Origin of the sequence: Rodentibacter haemolyticus (genome assembly GCF_015356115.1) — a bacterium.
Classification (GTDB): domain Bacteria; phylum Pseudomonadota; class Gammaproteobacteria; order Enterobacterales; family Pasteurellaceae; genus Rodentibacter; species Rodentibacter haemolyticus.
Window position 1 is genome coordinate 1,621,347 of the sequence record NZ_CP063056.1, and the last position, 15,684, is coordinate 1,637,030.

Consider the following 15,684-nt stretch of genomic DNA (forward strand, 5'->3'; position numbering starts at 1 on the left):
AATGAACAAAGATAGCGATTTGTAAGTAAAAAGCTTTTCTCTAAATGAGAAAAATATGCAAGAATAGCCCGATCGATTTTAACTTTAAATTATTTTTTACAAACAGGTTTATGATGAAAACAACAGCAGAGATTAGGAAATCATTCCTTGATTTCTTTCACAGTAAAGGTCATCAAATCGTTGCAAGTAGCTCGCTTGTACCTGAAAATGATCCGACTTTACTTTTTACCAATGCAGGAATGAACCAATTTAAGGATGTTTTCCTTGGTTTGGATAAACGTGCTTATTCTCGCGCTACAACGGCACAACGTTGTGTGCGTGCGGGCGGTAAACATAATGATTTGGAAAATGTGGGTTATACGGCGCGTCATCATACTTTTTTTGAAATGCTTGGAAATTTCAGCTTTGGTGATTATTTCAAGCACGATGCGATCAATTTTGCTTGGGAGTATTTAACGTCACCGCAATGGCTCGGTTTGCCAAAAGAAAAATTATGGGTCACCGTCTATGAGACCGATAACGAAGCTTACGACATTTGGAATAAAGAAGTCGGCGTTCCGGCTGAACGTATTATCCGCATTGGAGATAACAAAGGCGCGCCTTATGCTTCCGATAATTTCTGGGCAATGGGCGATACCGGTCCTTGCGGCCCTTGTACCGAAATTTTCTACGATCACGGTGATCATATTTGGGGTGGGCCTCCGGGATCGCCTGAAGAAGATGGTGATCGATATATTGAAATTTGGAACGTTGTGTTTATGCAATATAATCGCTTGGCTGACGGCACAATGGAAAAACTACCGCGTCCATCGGTGGATACAGGTATGGGCCTAGAACGTATCTCGGCCGTATTGCAACACGTCAATTCAAACTATGATATTGATATTTTTAAAACATTAATTGCGAAAACCGCAGAAATTGTTGGTACAACGGATTTAAATAATAAATCTTTGCGTGTGATTGCCGATCACATTCGTTCTTGTGCTTATCTTATCGCAGATGGCGTGATTCCATCAAACGAGGGGCGTGGTTATGTATTGCGCCGTATTATTCGCCGCGCGGTTCGCCACGGACACTTATTAGGTGCAAAAGAGACTTTCTTCTACAAATTGGTGCCGACATTAATTGAAGTAATGGCGGAAGCGGGTCAAGACGTTAAAGCGAAACAAGCGAATGTTGAAAAACTCTTACGCTTGGAGGAAGAACAATTTGCACGCACCTTAGAACGGGGTTTAACCCTGTTGGATGAGGCACTTGCAAATGTTAAAAATGGCGTGCTTTCCGGTGAGGTGGCATTTAAACTTTATGACACTTACGGATTTCCACTGGATCTAACTGCTGATGTGTGCCGTGAGCGTAATATCGCAATTGATGAAGAAGGCTTCGAACGCGAAATGGAAGCGCAACGCTTACGGGCGCAGGCGGCAAGTCAATTTGGTGTTGATTATGGTAACGTGATTCGTGTTGAAGGCGAAACGAGATTTGAAGGTTATACCGAATCAAGATCTTCGGCGAAAATAACCGCACTTTTCTATGATGGTAAATCGGTAGAGCAAATTTCTGCGGGACAAAGTGCCGTAGTGATATTAGAAAATACGCCGTTTTATGCGGAATCCGGCGGTCAAATCGGCGATAGCGGTTATATAACGGCGGAAGGTGTCTCATTTAGTGTAAAAGATACGCAAAAATACGGTCAAGTGTTCGGGCATATCGGTGAATTAGAACAAGGTTCATTAGCCGTGGGGCAAAGCGTCAATGCCGTGGTGGATGCAGAACGTCGTCATCAAACATCGCTTAATCACTCGGCAACACATTTATTGCATGCCGCATTGCGTCAAATATTAGGTACGCACGTTGTGCAAAAAGGGTCGCTTGTTTCGGATAGCGCATTACGCTTTGACTTTGCTCATCCTGAAGCGATTACCAAAGTACAGCTTGAAGAGATTGAACGCCTTGTAAACCAAAAAGTGCGCGCTAATTTCCCGATCCAAACGGAGATTATGGAAATCGAAGCGGCGAAAGCGAAAGGGGCTATAGCGTTATTTGGCGAAAAATATGCAGATCAGGTGCGCGTATTAACAATGGGGGATTTCTCTATTGAACTTTGTGGCGGTATTCACGCAAAATATACCGGTGATATCGGACTGTTCAAAATTACAACGGAAACGGCTGTAGCGGCAGGTGTTCGCCGAATCGAAGCGGTTACCGCTGAGAATGCGATGAATTGGATACTTAATCAACAGCGTATTTTGAATCAAAGTTCGGAACTCTTGAAATCCGATGTAAATACACTTATTGATAAAATCCAGCAACTTCAAGATAAAGCGAAGAAAGCGGAAAAAGAGCTTCAAGGATTAAAAGAAAAAGCGGCAATGCAAGCCGGTTCCGATCTTGTGAAAAGTGCGGTGAAAATTAACGGTGTTTCTGTGATTGCCCATCAATTAGACGGTATTGAAACAAAATCCTTAAGAGTTATGGTTGATGACTTAAAGAACCAACTTGGCTCAGGTGTCATCGTATTTGCATCGGTATTAGATGAAAAAGTCAATCTTGTCGTTGGAGTAACAAAAGATTTAACGACCAAAGTTAAGGCTGGTGAACTTGTGAATTTAATGGCTCAACAAGTCGGTGGGAAAGGCGGTGGCCGCCCTGATATGGCAATGGCCGGCGGTTCTCAACCTGAAAATGTGGCACTGGCAATTAAAGCCGCACAAGATTGGTTAAACGAAAACCTATAATATCGGCTTAGGTTGGCGGAAAGTTAACCGTCTAAATAGTAAATATGTCTAAAAATACAAGCTTGGTATAGAAAAATGTTAATCTTGACGCGTAAAGCCGGCGAAACCGTACTTCTTGGTGATGATATTTCTATCACGGTTTTGAGTGTACGAGGAAACCAAGTCAAATTGGGTGTGAAAGCACCCAAAGATGTCTCTGTTCATCGAGAAGAAATCTATCAACGAATTAGACAGTTACAAGATGAATCTTCAAGTGATATCGCTTGATTTGTTAAACTTAAATTAATGGTATTTAAAATATGAAAGCAATTATTCCTGTTGCGGGTTTAGGTACGCGTATGTTGCCCGCTACAAAAGCAATTCCAAAAGAGATGCTCACTCTGGTGGATAAGCCTTTAATCCAATATGTCGTCAATGAATGTGTTGCGGCAGGAATTAGGGAAATTGTACTTGTTACTCATTCTTCAAAGAATGCGATAGAAAATCACTTTGATACGTCCTTTGAACTTGAAACAATGCTGGAGAAACGGGTTAAACGCCAACTTTTGGAAGAAGTGCGGTCGATTTGTCCTAAAGATGTGACGTTAATACATGTTCGTCAAGGCCATGCCAAAGGTTTGGGACACGCTGTATTATGTGGTCGTCCTGTTGTGGGTAACGAACCTTTTGTTGTGGTTTTACCTGATGTTTTACTGGCTGATTTTAGTGCTGATCAGAAAAAAGAAAATTTATCAGCGATGATCAAACGTTTTCACGAAACACAAGCCAGTCAAATTATGGTTGCGCCTGTTGCGAAAGAAGATGTGAGTAGTTACGGCGTGGCGGACTGTGCCGGAGTGGAATTAAACGGCGGTGAAAGTGCGAAAATTGAAAGTATCGTTGAAAAACCGGCAGTAGATAAAGCCCCCTCTAATCTTGCAGTGGTCGGGCGTTATGTATTTTCTGCCGCAATTTGGGATTTGTTAGAAAAAACACCGGTTGGCGTAGGCGATGAAATTCAATTAACGGATGCAATTGATATGTTGATTGAAAAAGAAACCGTAGAAGCCTTTCATATGACTGGCGAGTCTTTCGATTGTGGTGATAAAATCGGCTATATGGAAGCTTTTGTTGAGTATGGTATCCGCCACGAAAAATTAGGGAAAGATTTTAAGGCATTTATTAAAAATCTCGCCAAAACATTATAGATGAATTGGAAAAAGAGCGGTTGATTTGCCTTCCAAAAGCCGGATTATATATCCGAGGGATTCAGGAAAATACAAATCAATCGTTCTTTTTTTGTCGTGAACACTACCCTTGTTTGCATTCAAAAGCATAGGTAACGGCAAAGTAATATGGGTGTTGCTTAAGCTTATATTACTGTGCGATTTTTAATGTTTGATAGAGATAGCAGCGGTAATCGTTCACAAATTGATGATCTTCGTAATCTTCTAATTTCCCCTCGCTGAATTGGCGCATTGCTTTATTCGCTTTCATAAAATCATCTTTTGCGTTAAGACCTGCAATATCCAATAATAACCCTCCGGCGAAAGCAAGATCCAAGAAATCCTGTTTTTGTTTAAAGGGCGTTGTGTAATTACTTCTTACGACAAATTGGGTTATATAATCAGGAAAAGGAAATTCCCCTTTTTTAGTAGGAATAGTATTGTCAAACGCGACCTGGTGATCACCAAAATAACCGAATACAAAAGGTTTGCCGCGCTGATGTAAATAATGATTCATTCCCTCAATCGCTTCATTAAGCGCTACAATGCGTTGAGTATAATCATTCAATGAAGAAATGCTTTTTTCTCCAAGATTCGGCATTTCAAGGTTATAGATGTTTTCCATATTAAGGCTGTAAGGTCCGTGTTCACGCATGGTTAAAACATAGACGAACATCGGTTGGTTCACTTTTTCTAATGTCGGGTGGCGTTTTTCTAAAATCATTTTAGTATATGCCATCATTTCTTCACTGCTAATTGTCCATAGGTTTTTACTCAGTGGAGCCGGATAGCCTAAATCTTGCGGTTGTAACATTAAGTCAAAGCCAAAGTGATCGTAGGCGGATTTCGCGTTGTAATTGCCTTTGGTAAAAGGTGAAAGTGCCACGCAGAAATACCCCTGTGCACGTAGGTTTTTGATTAAACCGGATTGCAAATGCGGCACAACGGAATAGAACACACCGCTGGCTAATGCGCCGAAATCGGTAGAAGGGACCCCTGCAAGGAACGCAAATTCGGATTTCCAAGTCGCCCCGGCAAAAGTATGTACCCGTAATGGCGACATAAACACCGTATCCTTTTGACGTTCAAACATTGGCAACGGTGGAATATTCTGCTGTGTGAAAGCAAATTGATGCGGATTTAGCGTAGATTCTAATAACGTAACCACAATATCCGGTTTGTTTTGTGGTGCTGCTATTTGTTCGACTGGAAGTGCGGTCAGTTTTGCAGAGAAATTTTCAGCATTGCCTTGAAATTGAGGTACTTTAAAGAAAATACCGCGACAGGACATTGGAAGATTTAAAAAGACATCACGACCATCATCCGGTAATGAATCAAGCCAAACTTGTAATGCGTTGGGGTTTTTAGAATAGTGCCACATTAGGCCAAAACTACCGATAAAGAGGATTGCACCGAATAAATGCGTCCATGTGCCAAGAGAGGCGACATCCGACCAACCCAAAACGGCATAACCCAATAAGGCGAGCAAGCCGATTACACCGCCTAATGCTCCCTTATAGTGTATAAGGGTTTCCCAGTTTCGCCAATCAATGACAAGAAAAAAATCTGAAATGAGCAGAGGTTGTTTGTAATAATGGATTTTTAAGCGATGAAATAACATTAAAGCGACAAAAAGTACAGAGGCAAAATTTAATGCACGTTGCCATTGTCCGGAAAGAGTGAGCATTCCGCCAAAGAAAAAAGCAAACAGTGAAATCGCAAAAAGATATGTCCAACGGTAGTGGGAGTTGATGATAAAAATTATCGCGGCAATGGTAAATAAAGATAAAAAGGTATAAGCAATCATTGTGCTGTTCCTGGAAATGTGATTAATTATAAATTTGCGCGGAAGATAATAGGGGGAAGGAGAGAACCTGTCAAATAGTATGCGAGAAACTGACAAGATAAAGAAAGTGCGGTCAAAAAAGCCATTATTATGTAGCGGTTTGCATAAAGAATTTTATATCCGATATTTAATTCGGATAAGGTGCGTGGGCTTTACGTAACGCACCATTAAATCCCAATTTGGGGCGTTACGACAAGCCTAACGCTCCCTACAGTGACTATGCCAACGTTCAAAAAAACGAAAGGTTTTTTGACCGCACTTTGATTGTGATTAATGGAAAATTAACGAAGAAACGCCGGAATATTTTGCTCAAATTCGGCAATTTTGTCTTCGTGTTGCAACGTTAAGCCGATATTATCCAAACCTTCCAATAAACAGTGACGGCGAAATTCATCCAATTCAAAACGGTAGATTTTTTCCCCTACGGTTACTGTCATCGCTTCTAAATCTACGTGAATCGGTTTGCCTTCGTTTGTCCACACCCATTGAAAGATTTCTTCCACTTCCTCTTCCGTTAAACGAATCGGCAGCATATGGTTGTTTAAGCTGTTGTTGTAGAAAATATCGGCGAAACTTGGTGCGATCATCACTTTAAAACCATAATCCGCTAACGCCCAAGGCGCGTGTTCGCGGGAGGAACCGCACCCTAAATTTTTACGTGCAAGTAGAATGGTTGCGCCCTGATATTGTGGAAAATTCAGTACAAATTCGGGATTTGGTTTTGTCCCTTCCGCATCTAAATAGCGCCATTCGTGGAATAAATGCTTACCGAAGCCCACACGTGTAATGGCTTGCAAAAATTGTTTTGGAATAATTGCATCGGTGTCCACATTTGCTGCATCCAATGGCACTACTAAGCCTGAAAGTTGTTTAAATCCTGCCATTTTTTGCTCCTTAATTTAATGTAATATCACGAATATCAACAAATTTTCCGTACATCGCTGCCGCCGCTGCCATAGCGGGGCTGACTAAGTGAGTACGTCCGTTGCGACCTTGGCGACCTTCAAAGTTTCGGTTAGAAGTAGAGGCACAACGCTCCCATTCGCCCAGACGGTCGTCATTCATACCTAAACACATTGAGCAGCCCGGATTGCGCCATTCGGCACCGGCTTCAATAAAGATTTTATCTAATCCCTCTTTTTCAGCTTGCTCTTTCACTAAGCCCGAGCCCGGTACGACTAAAATCCGTTTTACATTGTCGGCTTTTTTACGACCTTTCATCACGGCCGCCGCCGCGCGTAAATCTTCAATGCGTGAATTTGTGCAAGAACCGATAAACACTTGATCAACGGCAATATTTTTTAGATCTGCGTTCGGTTCTAAGCCGATATAATGCAAGGCTTTTTCTGCGGAAGCACGTTGTACCGGATCTGCCATTTCTACAGGATTCGGCACTTTTTGAGTAATTGCGATAACTTGACCCGGATTTGTCCCCCAAGTAACTTGCGGAGCAATCTCTTTTGCTTCAAGGGTAACGACCGTATCGAATTGGGCGTCATCATCAGATTTCAAGGTTTTCCAATATTCAACCGCCTCATCCCAGTCTTTACCTTTTGGCGCATACGGACGATCTTTTAAGTAAGCAAAAGTCGTTTCATCCGGTGCGATCAAACCTGCTTTCGCTCCCATTTCAATCGCCATATTACAAACGGTCATACGTCCTTCCATGGAGAGATCACGAATCGCTTCGCCGCAAAATTCGACAACATGCCCCGTTCCGCCTGCCATAGTCGTTTTACCGATAATGGCAAGGATAATGTCTTTTGCCGTAATTCCCGGTGCAACTTTGCCACGTACTTCGATCTTCATACTTTTCGCACGTGTTTGTTTTAAAGTTTGAGTAGCTAAAACGTGTTCTACTTCAGAGGTGCCGATACCAAAGGCTAGCGCACCGAATGCACCGTGGGTTGCGGTATGTGAATCGCCGCAAACAATGGTCATTCCCGGTAGTGTTAAACCTTGCTCCGGTCCCATTACATGCACGATCCCTTGCTCTTTGGTATTCATATCAAATAATCGGATGCCGGTTGCTTTGGTGTTTTTCTCAAGTTCCAATACTTGAATTTTCGCTTGACCTTGCAATTTATTTACATCACGTACTTGGGTTGAAATACTGTGATCCATCGTGCCGAAAGTTTTACCGATTTGACGTACCTGACGTCCTGCCACCCGTAAGCCGTCAAAAGCCTGTGGTGAGGTGACTTCGTGGATCAAGTGGCGGTTAATATAAAGAATCGGTGTTTCGCCTTCGGCTTCATAGACGACGTGTGAGTCAAAAAGTTTTTGGTAGAGTGTTTTTTTCATGAGTAAATCTCGGTTAGTTTTTTTATGCCTAGGATTTCATACTGGATTAATCATTGTTCCCCCCTTTGGGGTTAAAGTGCGGTCAAAAATCTAAAAATTTTATCGCACTTTATTAAAAGTATGTTTGCTCAACTGGCGAAATCTATTAAATCGCCTCTGCAATCAATGTACCCATTTCAGCAGTAGATACCGGAGTAGAATCATCTGCCAAATCACCGGTACGATGACCGGAGGAAAGCACGTTTTGTACCGCATTTTCAATCGCATCTGCCGCTTCGTTTAAGTTAAAACTGTAACGCAACATCATCGCTGCGGAAAGAATTTGTGCGATTGGGTTAGCGATGCCTTTGCCTGCAATATCCGGTGCAGAACCACCGGCAGGCTCGTATAAACCAAAACCTTCTTCATTTAAACTTGCTGAAGGCAGCATTCCCATTGAGCCGGTAATCATCGCCGCTTCATCAGAAATAATATCGCCGAAAATGTTAGAGCAGAGTAATACATCGAAAGATTCCGGTGCTTTGATTAATTGCATCGTGGCGTTGTCGATATACATATTTTCAACCGTTACTTCCGGGTATTCTTTGGCAATTTTCGCCACGGTTTCACGCCATAAAATAGAGCTTTGCAATACATTGGCTTTATCGACGGAAGTTACGTGCTTACGGCGTTTCATCGCCGCATCAAATGCGGCACGGGCAATGCGTTCGATTTCGTATTTGTAATAGATTTCCGTATCGAAAGCTTTAGTCTGCGCGCCTTCGCCCTCACGGCCTTTTGGCTGACCAAAATAAATACCGCCGGTGAGTTCACGTACTACTACCATATCGAAACCTTTTGCAGCGATGTCAGCACGCAATGGACAGAATTTTTCCAAACCTTTGTAAAGGGTTGCCGGACGAAGATTGCAGAATAATTTGAAATGTTTACGCAATGGCAATAATGCACCGCGTTCGGGCTGTTGATCCGGTGGAAGATCCGTCCATTTCGGGCCGCCAACCGAGCCGAATAAAATAGCATCCGCTTCTTCACAACCCTTTAAGGTCTCCGGTGGCAACGGGCTTCCACAGTTGTCGATTGCAGCACCGCCCACATAAAATTCGTTGAAATGTAACTTGAAGCCAAATTTTTCTTGGACTTTGTTTAAGACTTTGATCGCTTCCGCCATCACTTCCGGACCGATACCGTCTCCCGATAAGACTGCGATATTGTATGATTTCATGTTTATTTTCCTATTTGTTTTTATTTAAAAAGTGCGGTTAATTTTAATGGCTTTTATTACTCTTAATATCCGCCACTTTATGGGCACGATAAATGGCATTAATGGCATGCACCAAGGCTAAGGCGGATGATTCCACAATATCTGTCGCTAACCCCACCCCATGGAATTTACGTCCTTCGTGTTCTACCACAATATCCACTTGGCCGAGTGCTTCCGCACCTTCGCCTTTGGCGGTTAAGTTATAGTGAGACATTTTGATTTCAAGACCGGTTAAATTCAAAATCGCATTGTAAACCGCATCCACAGGGCCGTTGCCACCGATAGATGAAGTGCTTAATTTTTCACCGTCTAATTCTAACTGAACGAATGCCGTTGCAGGATATTCTTTGGTGGAATGGGCGGAGAGTTTATCAAGCACTAAACGATCTTCATCACCTTGTTGCATATCAATAAATGCCAAGGCTTCCAAATCATAATCAAATACTTGCCCTTTCTTATCCGCCAATTTTAAGAAGGCATCGTACAATTTATCCAAATCATAATCTTGTTCGGTGTAGCCCATATCGTTCATATGACCTTTCACCGCGGCACGACCGGAGCGAGCGGTTAAGTTTAATTTTTCTTTTTTCAAGCCGATGGTTTCCGGCGACATAATTTCGTAGGTATTTTTGTTTTTCAACATACCGTCTTGGTGAATACCGGAAGAATGAGCGAAAGCATTCGAACCGACGATAGCCTTATTCGGTTGAATCGGCATATTGCAAAGTTGACTTACCATTTGACTGACACGGTGAATTTCTTGGGTGTTAATTCTTGTATCCACGCCGAACAATTCTTGGCGGGTTTTGATTGCCATCACTACTTCTTCTAACGCCGTATTACCTGCACGCTCGCCGATACCGTTAATGGTACATTCAATTTGGCGTGCGCCGTTTTGTACTGCGGTTAAAGAATTTGCCGTCGCCACTCCTAAATCATTATGGCAATGCACGGAAATGATGGCTTTGTCGATATTCGGCACGCGGTTACGCACCTGTGCGATAATGTTGCCGTATTCCGTTGGTAGGCAATAACCGACAGTGTCAGGAATATTCACCGTGGTTGCACCGGCATTGATTGCGGCTTCCACAATGCGGCAGATGTTATCAATGCCTGTTCGACCGGCATCTTCACAAGAAAATTCGACGTCATCGGTGTAATTGCGCGCACGTTTTACCGCCGCCACCGCCATTTCGACCACATCATCAAAAGTGCGTTTTAATTTGGCTTCCACGTGTAATGCGGAGCTTGCAATAAAGGTATGAATACGAAAGGCTTCCGCTACTTTTAAAGCTTCGTAAGCCGCATCAATATCTTTCTCCACCGCACGGGATAATGCGGCAACGCGTGAATTTTTGATATGGCGTGCGATAGTTTGGACAGATTCAAAATCCCCTTGGGAAGAAACGGGAAATCCCACTTCCATTACATCCACGCCCAAACGCTCTAATGCTAATGCAATTTGCAATTTTTCTTTCACGGTCAGACTGGCTTTTAATGCTTGTTCGCCGTCACGCAAGGTGGTGTCGAAAATAATTACGCGATCTGTCATAACAATGTCCTTGATGTTCTCAATATTCTGCTAAAAAATCGGTATTAGGTAGCAGTTGCACAAAGTGAGAAGTAGGGTGGGCAAATTTTTGCCCACCATTGAAATTCTCTTTGAAACGGTGGGCAAAAATTTGCCCACCCTACAATTCATTTTTGCAGCAATTACACAACTCCGCATTTTTTAATAAAAAAAACCGCACTTTCAAGAAGTGCGGTTAAAAAGGAGGATTTACATATAATGCTTGTTTTTCATCCACAACCTAGCCGCACAAAGAATGTGTGAGCAGCAGGTTGAGGGATAAAGAAATAGAAAAAAACATAAAAATCCTATTAAAATTCGGTGTAAACGTTGGCTATATTACGAATAAATAAAAGGCTGTCAAACACTTTTTTAGTATTTTATTCCTGAATATGCGTTTTGATTAAATGTTATTTGGATTATTTATCTGTTATTTTGTTATTTTTTAGAGTGTTAATCTTAATTGAAGGGTTTATGCGCATTTTTTATCTGTCTTTTATAGATTTATAAGAGCATGAAAAATAGTTGGTTCTTTAGGACTAATTTACCTTTGTACTATATTTCTTATTTAAGAAAGCCTAAATTATTGCATATAATGTTTCCCCTCAATTTAATTTATTAAGGAAAGATTATGATGAAAAAGTTTATGTTGGTGAGTATTTTGGGATTAGGGCTGACAGCCTGTTTGAGTACAACGCCACAATCTTCCCAAGTGAATTCTCAAAACCCGCAATATATCCCTGCAACCCCCGAGCAAACCGCAAAGATTGTTGAGGCAATCAATAAAAACAAGGGAGCGATTTTAGAACAATTGAATAAAGCGGCAAAAGAGCAAATAGAAGGCAAAACCTTTGAAGTACCAATGCCGGCTCAAACCAATCAATAAAAAAGAACCCTATGTCATCACATAGGGTTTTCTTTTTATCTTCTTAGGCTTGCTTTTTGTTTGAACGTTTACCTAATTCGGATCGGCAGATGGTTTTTCATAGCAATAAATCGGGCAATCCTGAAATATGGTCTTGGTCGAAATGAGAAATGACTAATAAATCAATCCAATCTGCTTTCTTTCTCATACATCAAGCCAAGATTAACTTGAGCGTCAGCGACTCCTTGTTCAGCGGCTTTTTGATACCAGTAAACGGCTTGCGTGTCGTCTTGTTTCACGCCTTGTCCGTTGGCGTACATCAAGCCAAGATTAAATTGAGCTTGAGCGACTCCTTGTTCAGCCAGTTTTTTTGCCCATCTAAACGTGTTTGCATAGTCTTGCTTATTTTGATAAAAATTCGCTAACTCTGCTTGTGCGTGAATATCCCCAAGCTCGGCTTTCGGGTAAGTTCACCAATATCGGTGGCAAACACAGAAAGGGAAAGGCTAGTGGCAAAAAGTGCGGTGAAAAGTTTGTGTAGTTTCATTTGGGCTTCCTCGGTAAGTTAGTTTTCTAGGTTTTTATCTCATTAATTTAAGTTGTTTAAATAGTTTTCATATCCTTTTAATATAATTATCTTTCAACAATATCTCCTTCCGGTGTCATATACATTCCGTCAGAAAGATAAATTAATCCTTCTGGGTCAAATGATGGTAGATCTCCAAAAAATATCAATCATTTCCCTTCTTGATGCTATTCTTAGGGGGTCTTGAAGAGATAATATCTAAATTCATAAAAATCGTTTAAATTATATCCGTGCTTTTTAAGTTCATTGATTGGAATACCAAGTTGATAAGCTAATCTTTCCGCACTTATTACAATCCATATTTCTCCCTTTTCATTTTTATAAACATATTCGTTAGAAAAACCTCTCGAGTCATAGATAGGTTTGTAACCAAGGGCAAGAGCCTTTTCTATACTTCCTTAAATTTCAATCATTTTTTATCCATTATAGTCAAAAAAACAAAACGATTGTGTCAAGCTATTAAATATTGATTTTAAAAAATTTTTTTTGGAAAAATGATGAAAAAAAATGCGTTTTCGGTTGGTGGTGAAAGGTTGGTTGAAAATTGAGTTGGAATGCGGTGTGGAGGTTGCGACGAACCACAAAGAACTCTGAAATATGATTGGTATATGTGTTATACGTATTGCTGATTTTTGCGATCCCGCTCGCAAAAGTGCGGTGAAAAACTCGCGTATTTTATGCTTTGCGACATAATCTTGATTTCTATTTTTAATTAAGAGAGAAAAAGAGATGGTCGATAATATTAATGAAACTTTGCTTCGTTTAATGCAAGTGCCAAGGCTTGGTGGGGTGGCGATTGATAAAATTTTATCGAATGTGACGTTAAATGAATTGTTGAATTACGATAAAGCAGCCTTTGAACAAATGGGTTGGGGGGCGATTCAAATTCGCCGTTGGTTTAAACCGGAAAGAAAATTTATTGATCCCGTGTTGGCGTGGGTTGAAGAAGAAGGAAATCATTTGGTGAATTATTTTTCGCCTTTTTACCCTTTTTTGTTAAAGCAAATTGCGAGTTTTCCCCCTTTATTGTTTGTGAAAGGGAATCTTACGGCGATTTCTCAGCGGCAAATGGCAATGGTGGGCAGTCGCTATTGCACGGCTTACGGTGAATATTGGGCGAAATATTTTGCAACGGAATTGTCACTGGCAGGCTTTACCATTACAAGTGGGCTGGCGCTTGGGATTGATGGCTATTGCCATAAGGCGGTGGTGGATATTAAAGGGCAAACTATTGCGGTGTTGGGGAGTGGGCTTGAGGAAATTTATCCGGCGAAACATCGCTCATTAGCGGAACAAATTTTGTGTAATGATGGGGCGTTAATTTCGGAATTTATGCCTCATCAACCACCTGTCGCGGCAAATTTTCCACGCCGAAATCGAATTATTAGCGGGCTTTCGGTGGGAACCTTAGTGGTTGAAGCCACAGAAAAAAGCGGTTCGCTTATCACGGCACGTTATGCGTTGGAGCAAAATCGTGAAGTTTTTGCTGTACCGGGAAGTATTCAAAGTGAATTTAGTCAAGGTTGTCATCGCTTGATTAAACAAGGGGCTATGTTGGTGGAGAATGTGAAGGATGTTTTGGAGACGCTGTATCAACATTCCATTCATAGTCAAACTGAGATCGATTTTGATCAAATTGAAACGGAAAATTATACGCCGCCGCCGAATCCACGCCGGTTGGTGGAAGCACCAAGCCACCCTAAACTTTACGCACGAATAGGTTATACGCCGGTTAGCATTGATGATTTGGCACAGGAATTCGGTTTGCCTGTTGATGTGTTGCTGGTGCAACTGTTGGATTTGGAATTACAGGATTTGATTTTGAGCGAAAACGGTCTTTATAAACGTGTGTAGAATTATGTTAGAATGGCGCGCGATTTTATTGAGGAGCATTTATGCTAGCGATTATTTCCCCCGCAAAAACTTTAGATTTTGAAAGTGCGGTCAGAAAACTCCCGGTTTTTCAACCGCACTTAACGGATTATAGTGAACAATTAATTGAAATTTGCCGTCAGCTTTCTCCGCAAGAGATTGCTTCTTTAATGTCGATTAGCGATAAACTGGCGGGCTTAAATGCGGCACGTTTTGCCGAGTGGACAAAAACGCATAATGAAAAAAATGCCCGTCCTGCGATTTTTGCCTTTAAAGGTGATGTTTATACCGGTTTGGACGTGGATACGTTGTCTGATGAGGATATTCTTTTTGCCCAATCCCATCTTCGTATGCTCTCCGGTTTATATGGTTTGCTTCAACCCCTTGATTTAATGCAGCCTTATCGTTTAGAAATGGGGACGAAACTGGTAAATGCCAAAGGCAAGGATCTTTACGCATTTTGGGGCGATGTGATCACTCAATCGGTGCAACAATCCCTTGATTCACAGGGGGATAATGTTTTAGTGAATCTTGCTTCCGATGAATATTATAAATCGGTGAAAGAGAGTCGACTTAAAGCACAAATTGTGAAACCGGTTTTTTTAGATAATAAAAACGGGAAATATAAAGTCGTGAGTTTTTATGCGAAAAAAGCCCGTGGGTTAATGTGTCGCTATATTATCCGAAACCGTTTAACTCTGATAGAACAATTAAAAGACTTTGATTTAGGTGGTTATTGGTTTGACAGTGTTTCTTCCACTGAAAAAGAATTAGTATTTAAACGAGATCATAATGAATAAAATTTTTGTTATTTTGACCGCACTTTTCCTTTCCGCTTGTGCAACCAAGCCAACACAACTTGATGTACCGGCGAAAATTAAACATCAAAATAAAACTTATCGATTGACAACAGGGCAAGATTTGGGGACGGTGGCTCGTTATGTTTATGTGAGCAAGCCCGATACCTTAGCGAAATGGAAGTCGCAAATTGAGCTTTTACTTGATCGCAATGCACAACATCGTTCCATTAAAGATCGTATCATTTTACGTGAACGCATATATCGAAATACGGGCGTAAAAACATTTAAGTTGATGTCGATAAAAAATTCACAAACGAAGAAAGATGAAGGATTGCGCGGTTATGTGGTTTATGCGCCTTCGGAAAGTAATCCTTCGTGGCAAGTGAATGTGATGCTTGGAAAAGAAATCTCCGGATGCGGCTTTGTGCAATTTCAGTATTCACAACAGGTTAAAAATAACCAACGCTTAAACGAAAAGAAAATCTTGCAACATTTGCAAAAATATTTGATTGCCAAAGAAATGAAAACATTGGATCAGATGGTGTGGCAGTGGCGTTGCCAAAATTCAGAATAAAATTTTATCTAGATCAAAAGGCGGATAAATTTCTCAACTTTTCTCTAGAGCGACACCGATGAA

At 41.3% G+C, this 15,684-nt stretch carries 14 protein-coding genes; 7 read left to right on the forward strand and 7 right to left on the reverse strand.

All coding sequences use genetic code 11. The annotated features are described in order from the left end of the window. Window positions 1-113: 113 nt before the first annotated feature. From alaS to galU, 3 genes are all read left to right on the forward strand, one after another. Complete coding sequence (alaS, locus tag IHV77_RS07685; protein WP_194813253.1) at window positions 114-2,738, forward strand: alanine--tRNA ligase; 2,625 nt, start codon at window positions 114-116, stop codon at window positions 2,736-2,738. A gap of 75 nt (window positions 2,739-2,813) precedes the next feature. Next, window positions 2,814-3,005, forward strand: a complete 192-nt coding sequence (gene csrA, locus IHV77_RS07690) for a carbon storage regulator CsrA (RefSeq protein WP_194811404.1) — start codon at window positions 2,814-2,816, stop codon at window positions 3,003-3,005. 32 nt (window positions 3,006-3,037) lie between these two features. Further along, the gene (gene galU / locus IHV77_RS07695; protein ID WP_194811405.1) at window positions 3,038-3,925 is read left to right on the forward strand and encodes a UTP--glucose-1-phosphate uridylyltransferase GalU; all 888 of its coding nucleotides are present in this window, start codon (window positions 3,038-3,040) and stop codon (window positions 3,923-3,925) included. A gap of 169 nt (window positions 3,926-4,094) precedes the next feature. On the opposite strand, the gene IHV77_RS07700 is transcribed toward galU, so the two are convergent. The 5 genes from IHV77_RS07700 to leuA all read right to left on the reverse strand — a co-directional run bounded on the left by IHV77_RS07700 (window position 4,095) and on the right by leuA (window position 10,906). After that, a complete protein-coding gene (locus IHV77_RS07700; RefSeq protein ID WP_194811406.1) occupies window positions 4,095-5,750 on the reverse strand; it encodes an LTA synthase family protein in 1,656 nt (551 codons plus the stop codon). Window positions 5,751-6,070: 320 nt separating this feature from the next. Continuing rightward, on the reverse strand, window positions 6,071-6,673 hold the full coding sequence (leuD, locus tag IHV77_RS07705; protein ID WP_194811407.1) for a 3-isopropylmalate dehydratase small subunit: 603 nt from the start codon (window positions 6,671-6,673) through the stop codon (window positions 6,071-6,073). A 10-nt stretch (window positions 6,674-6,683) separates the two neighbouring features. Further along, window positions 6,684-8,093, reverse strand: coding sequence for a 3-isopropylmalate dehydratase large subunit (gene leuC / locus IHV77_RS07710; RefSeq protein ID WP_194811408.1), 1,410 nt, complete (start codon window positions 8,091-8,093; stop codon window positions 6,684-6,686). 145 nt (window positions 8,094-8,238) lie between these two features. Then, on the reverse strand, window positions 8,239-9,315 hold the full coding sequence (gene leuB, locus IHV77_RS07715; protein WP_194811409.1) for a 3-isopropylmalate dehydrogenase: 1,077 nt from the start codon (window positions 9,313-9,315) through the stop codon (window positions 8,239-8,241). A gap of 43 nt (window positions 9,316-9,358) precedes the next feature. Continuing rightward, window positions 9,359-10,906 (reverse strand): 2-isopropylmalate synthase, encoded by a 1,548-nt coding sequence (gene leuA, locus IHV77_RS07720; RefSeq protein ID WP_194811410.1) that lies wholly within the window; start codon window positions 10,904-10,906, stop codon window positions 9,359-9,361. A gap of 649 nt (window positions 10,907-11,555) precedes the next feature. Between leuA and IHV77_RS07725 the strand changes: the two genes are divergently transcribed. After that, window positions 11,556-11,810, forward strand: coding sequence for a hypothetical protein (locus IHV77_RS07725; RefSeq protein WP_194811411.1), 255 nt, complete (start codon window positions 11,556-11,558; stop codon window positions 11,808-11,810). A 161-nt stretch (window positions 11,811-11,971) separates the two neighbouring features. Here IHV77_RS07725 and IHV77_RS12060 read toward each other — a convergent pair whose 3' ends face one another. Next, entirely contained in the window at window positions 11,972-12,088 is a 117-nt protein-coding gene (locus IHV77_RS12060; protein WP_232842167.1) for a hypothetical protein, read from the reverse strand. 122 nt (window positions 12,089-12,210) lie between these two features. Then, complete coding sequence (locus IHV77_RS11960) at window positions 12,211-12,336, reverse strand: hypothetical protein (RefSeq protein ID WP_269902538.1); 126 nt, start codon at window positions 12,334-12,336, stop codon at window positions 12,211-12,213. Between the two features lie 768 nt (window positions 12,337-13,104). Between IHV77_RS11960 and dprA the strand changes: the two genes are divergently transcribed. Genes dprA through IHV77_RS07745 form a run of 3 tightly spaced genes read left to right on the forward strand, consistent with a single transcriptional unit; the run spans window position 13,105 to window position 15,621 of the window. Further along, window positions 13,105-14,229: a DNA-processing protein DprA gene (dprA, locus tag IHV77_RS07735; RefSeq protein ID WP_194811412.1), complete on the forward strand. Its 1,125-nt coding sequence runs from the start codon at window positions 13,105-13,107 to the stop codon at window positions 14,227-14,229. 41 nt (window positions 14,230-14,270) lie between these two features. Next, entirely contained in the window at window positions 14,271-15,047 is a 777-nt protein-coding gene (gene yaaA / locus IHV77_RS07740; protein ID WP_194811413.1) for a peroxide stress protein YaaA, read from the forward strand. Next, the gene (locus IHV77_RS07745) at window positions 15,040-15,621 is read left to right on the forward strand and encodes a hypothetical protein (RefSeq protein ID WP_194811414.1); all 582 of its coding nucleotides are present in this window, start codon (window positions 15,040-15,042) and stop codon (window positions 15,619-15,621) included. The genes yaaA and IHV77_RS07745 overlap by 8 nt, the downstream gene beginning before the upstream one ends. Window positions 15,622-15,684 lie beyond the last annotated feature (63 nt).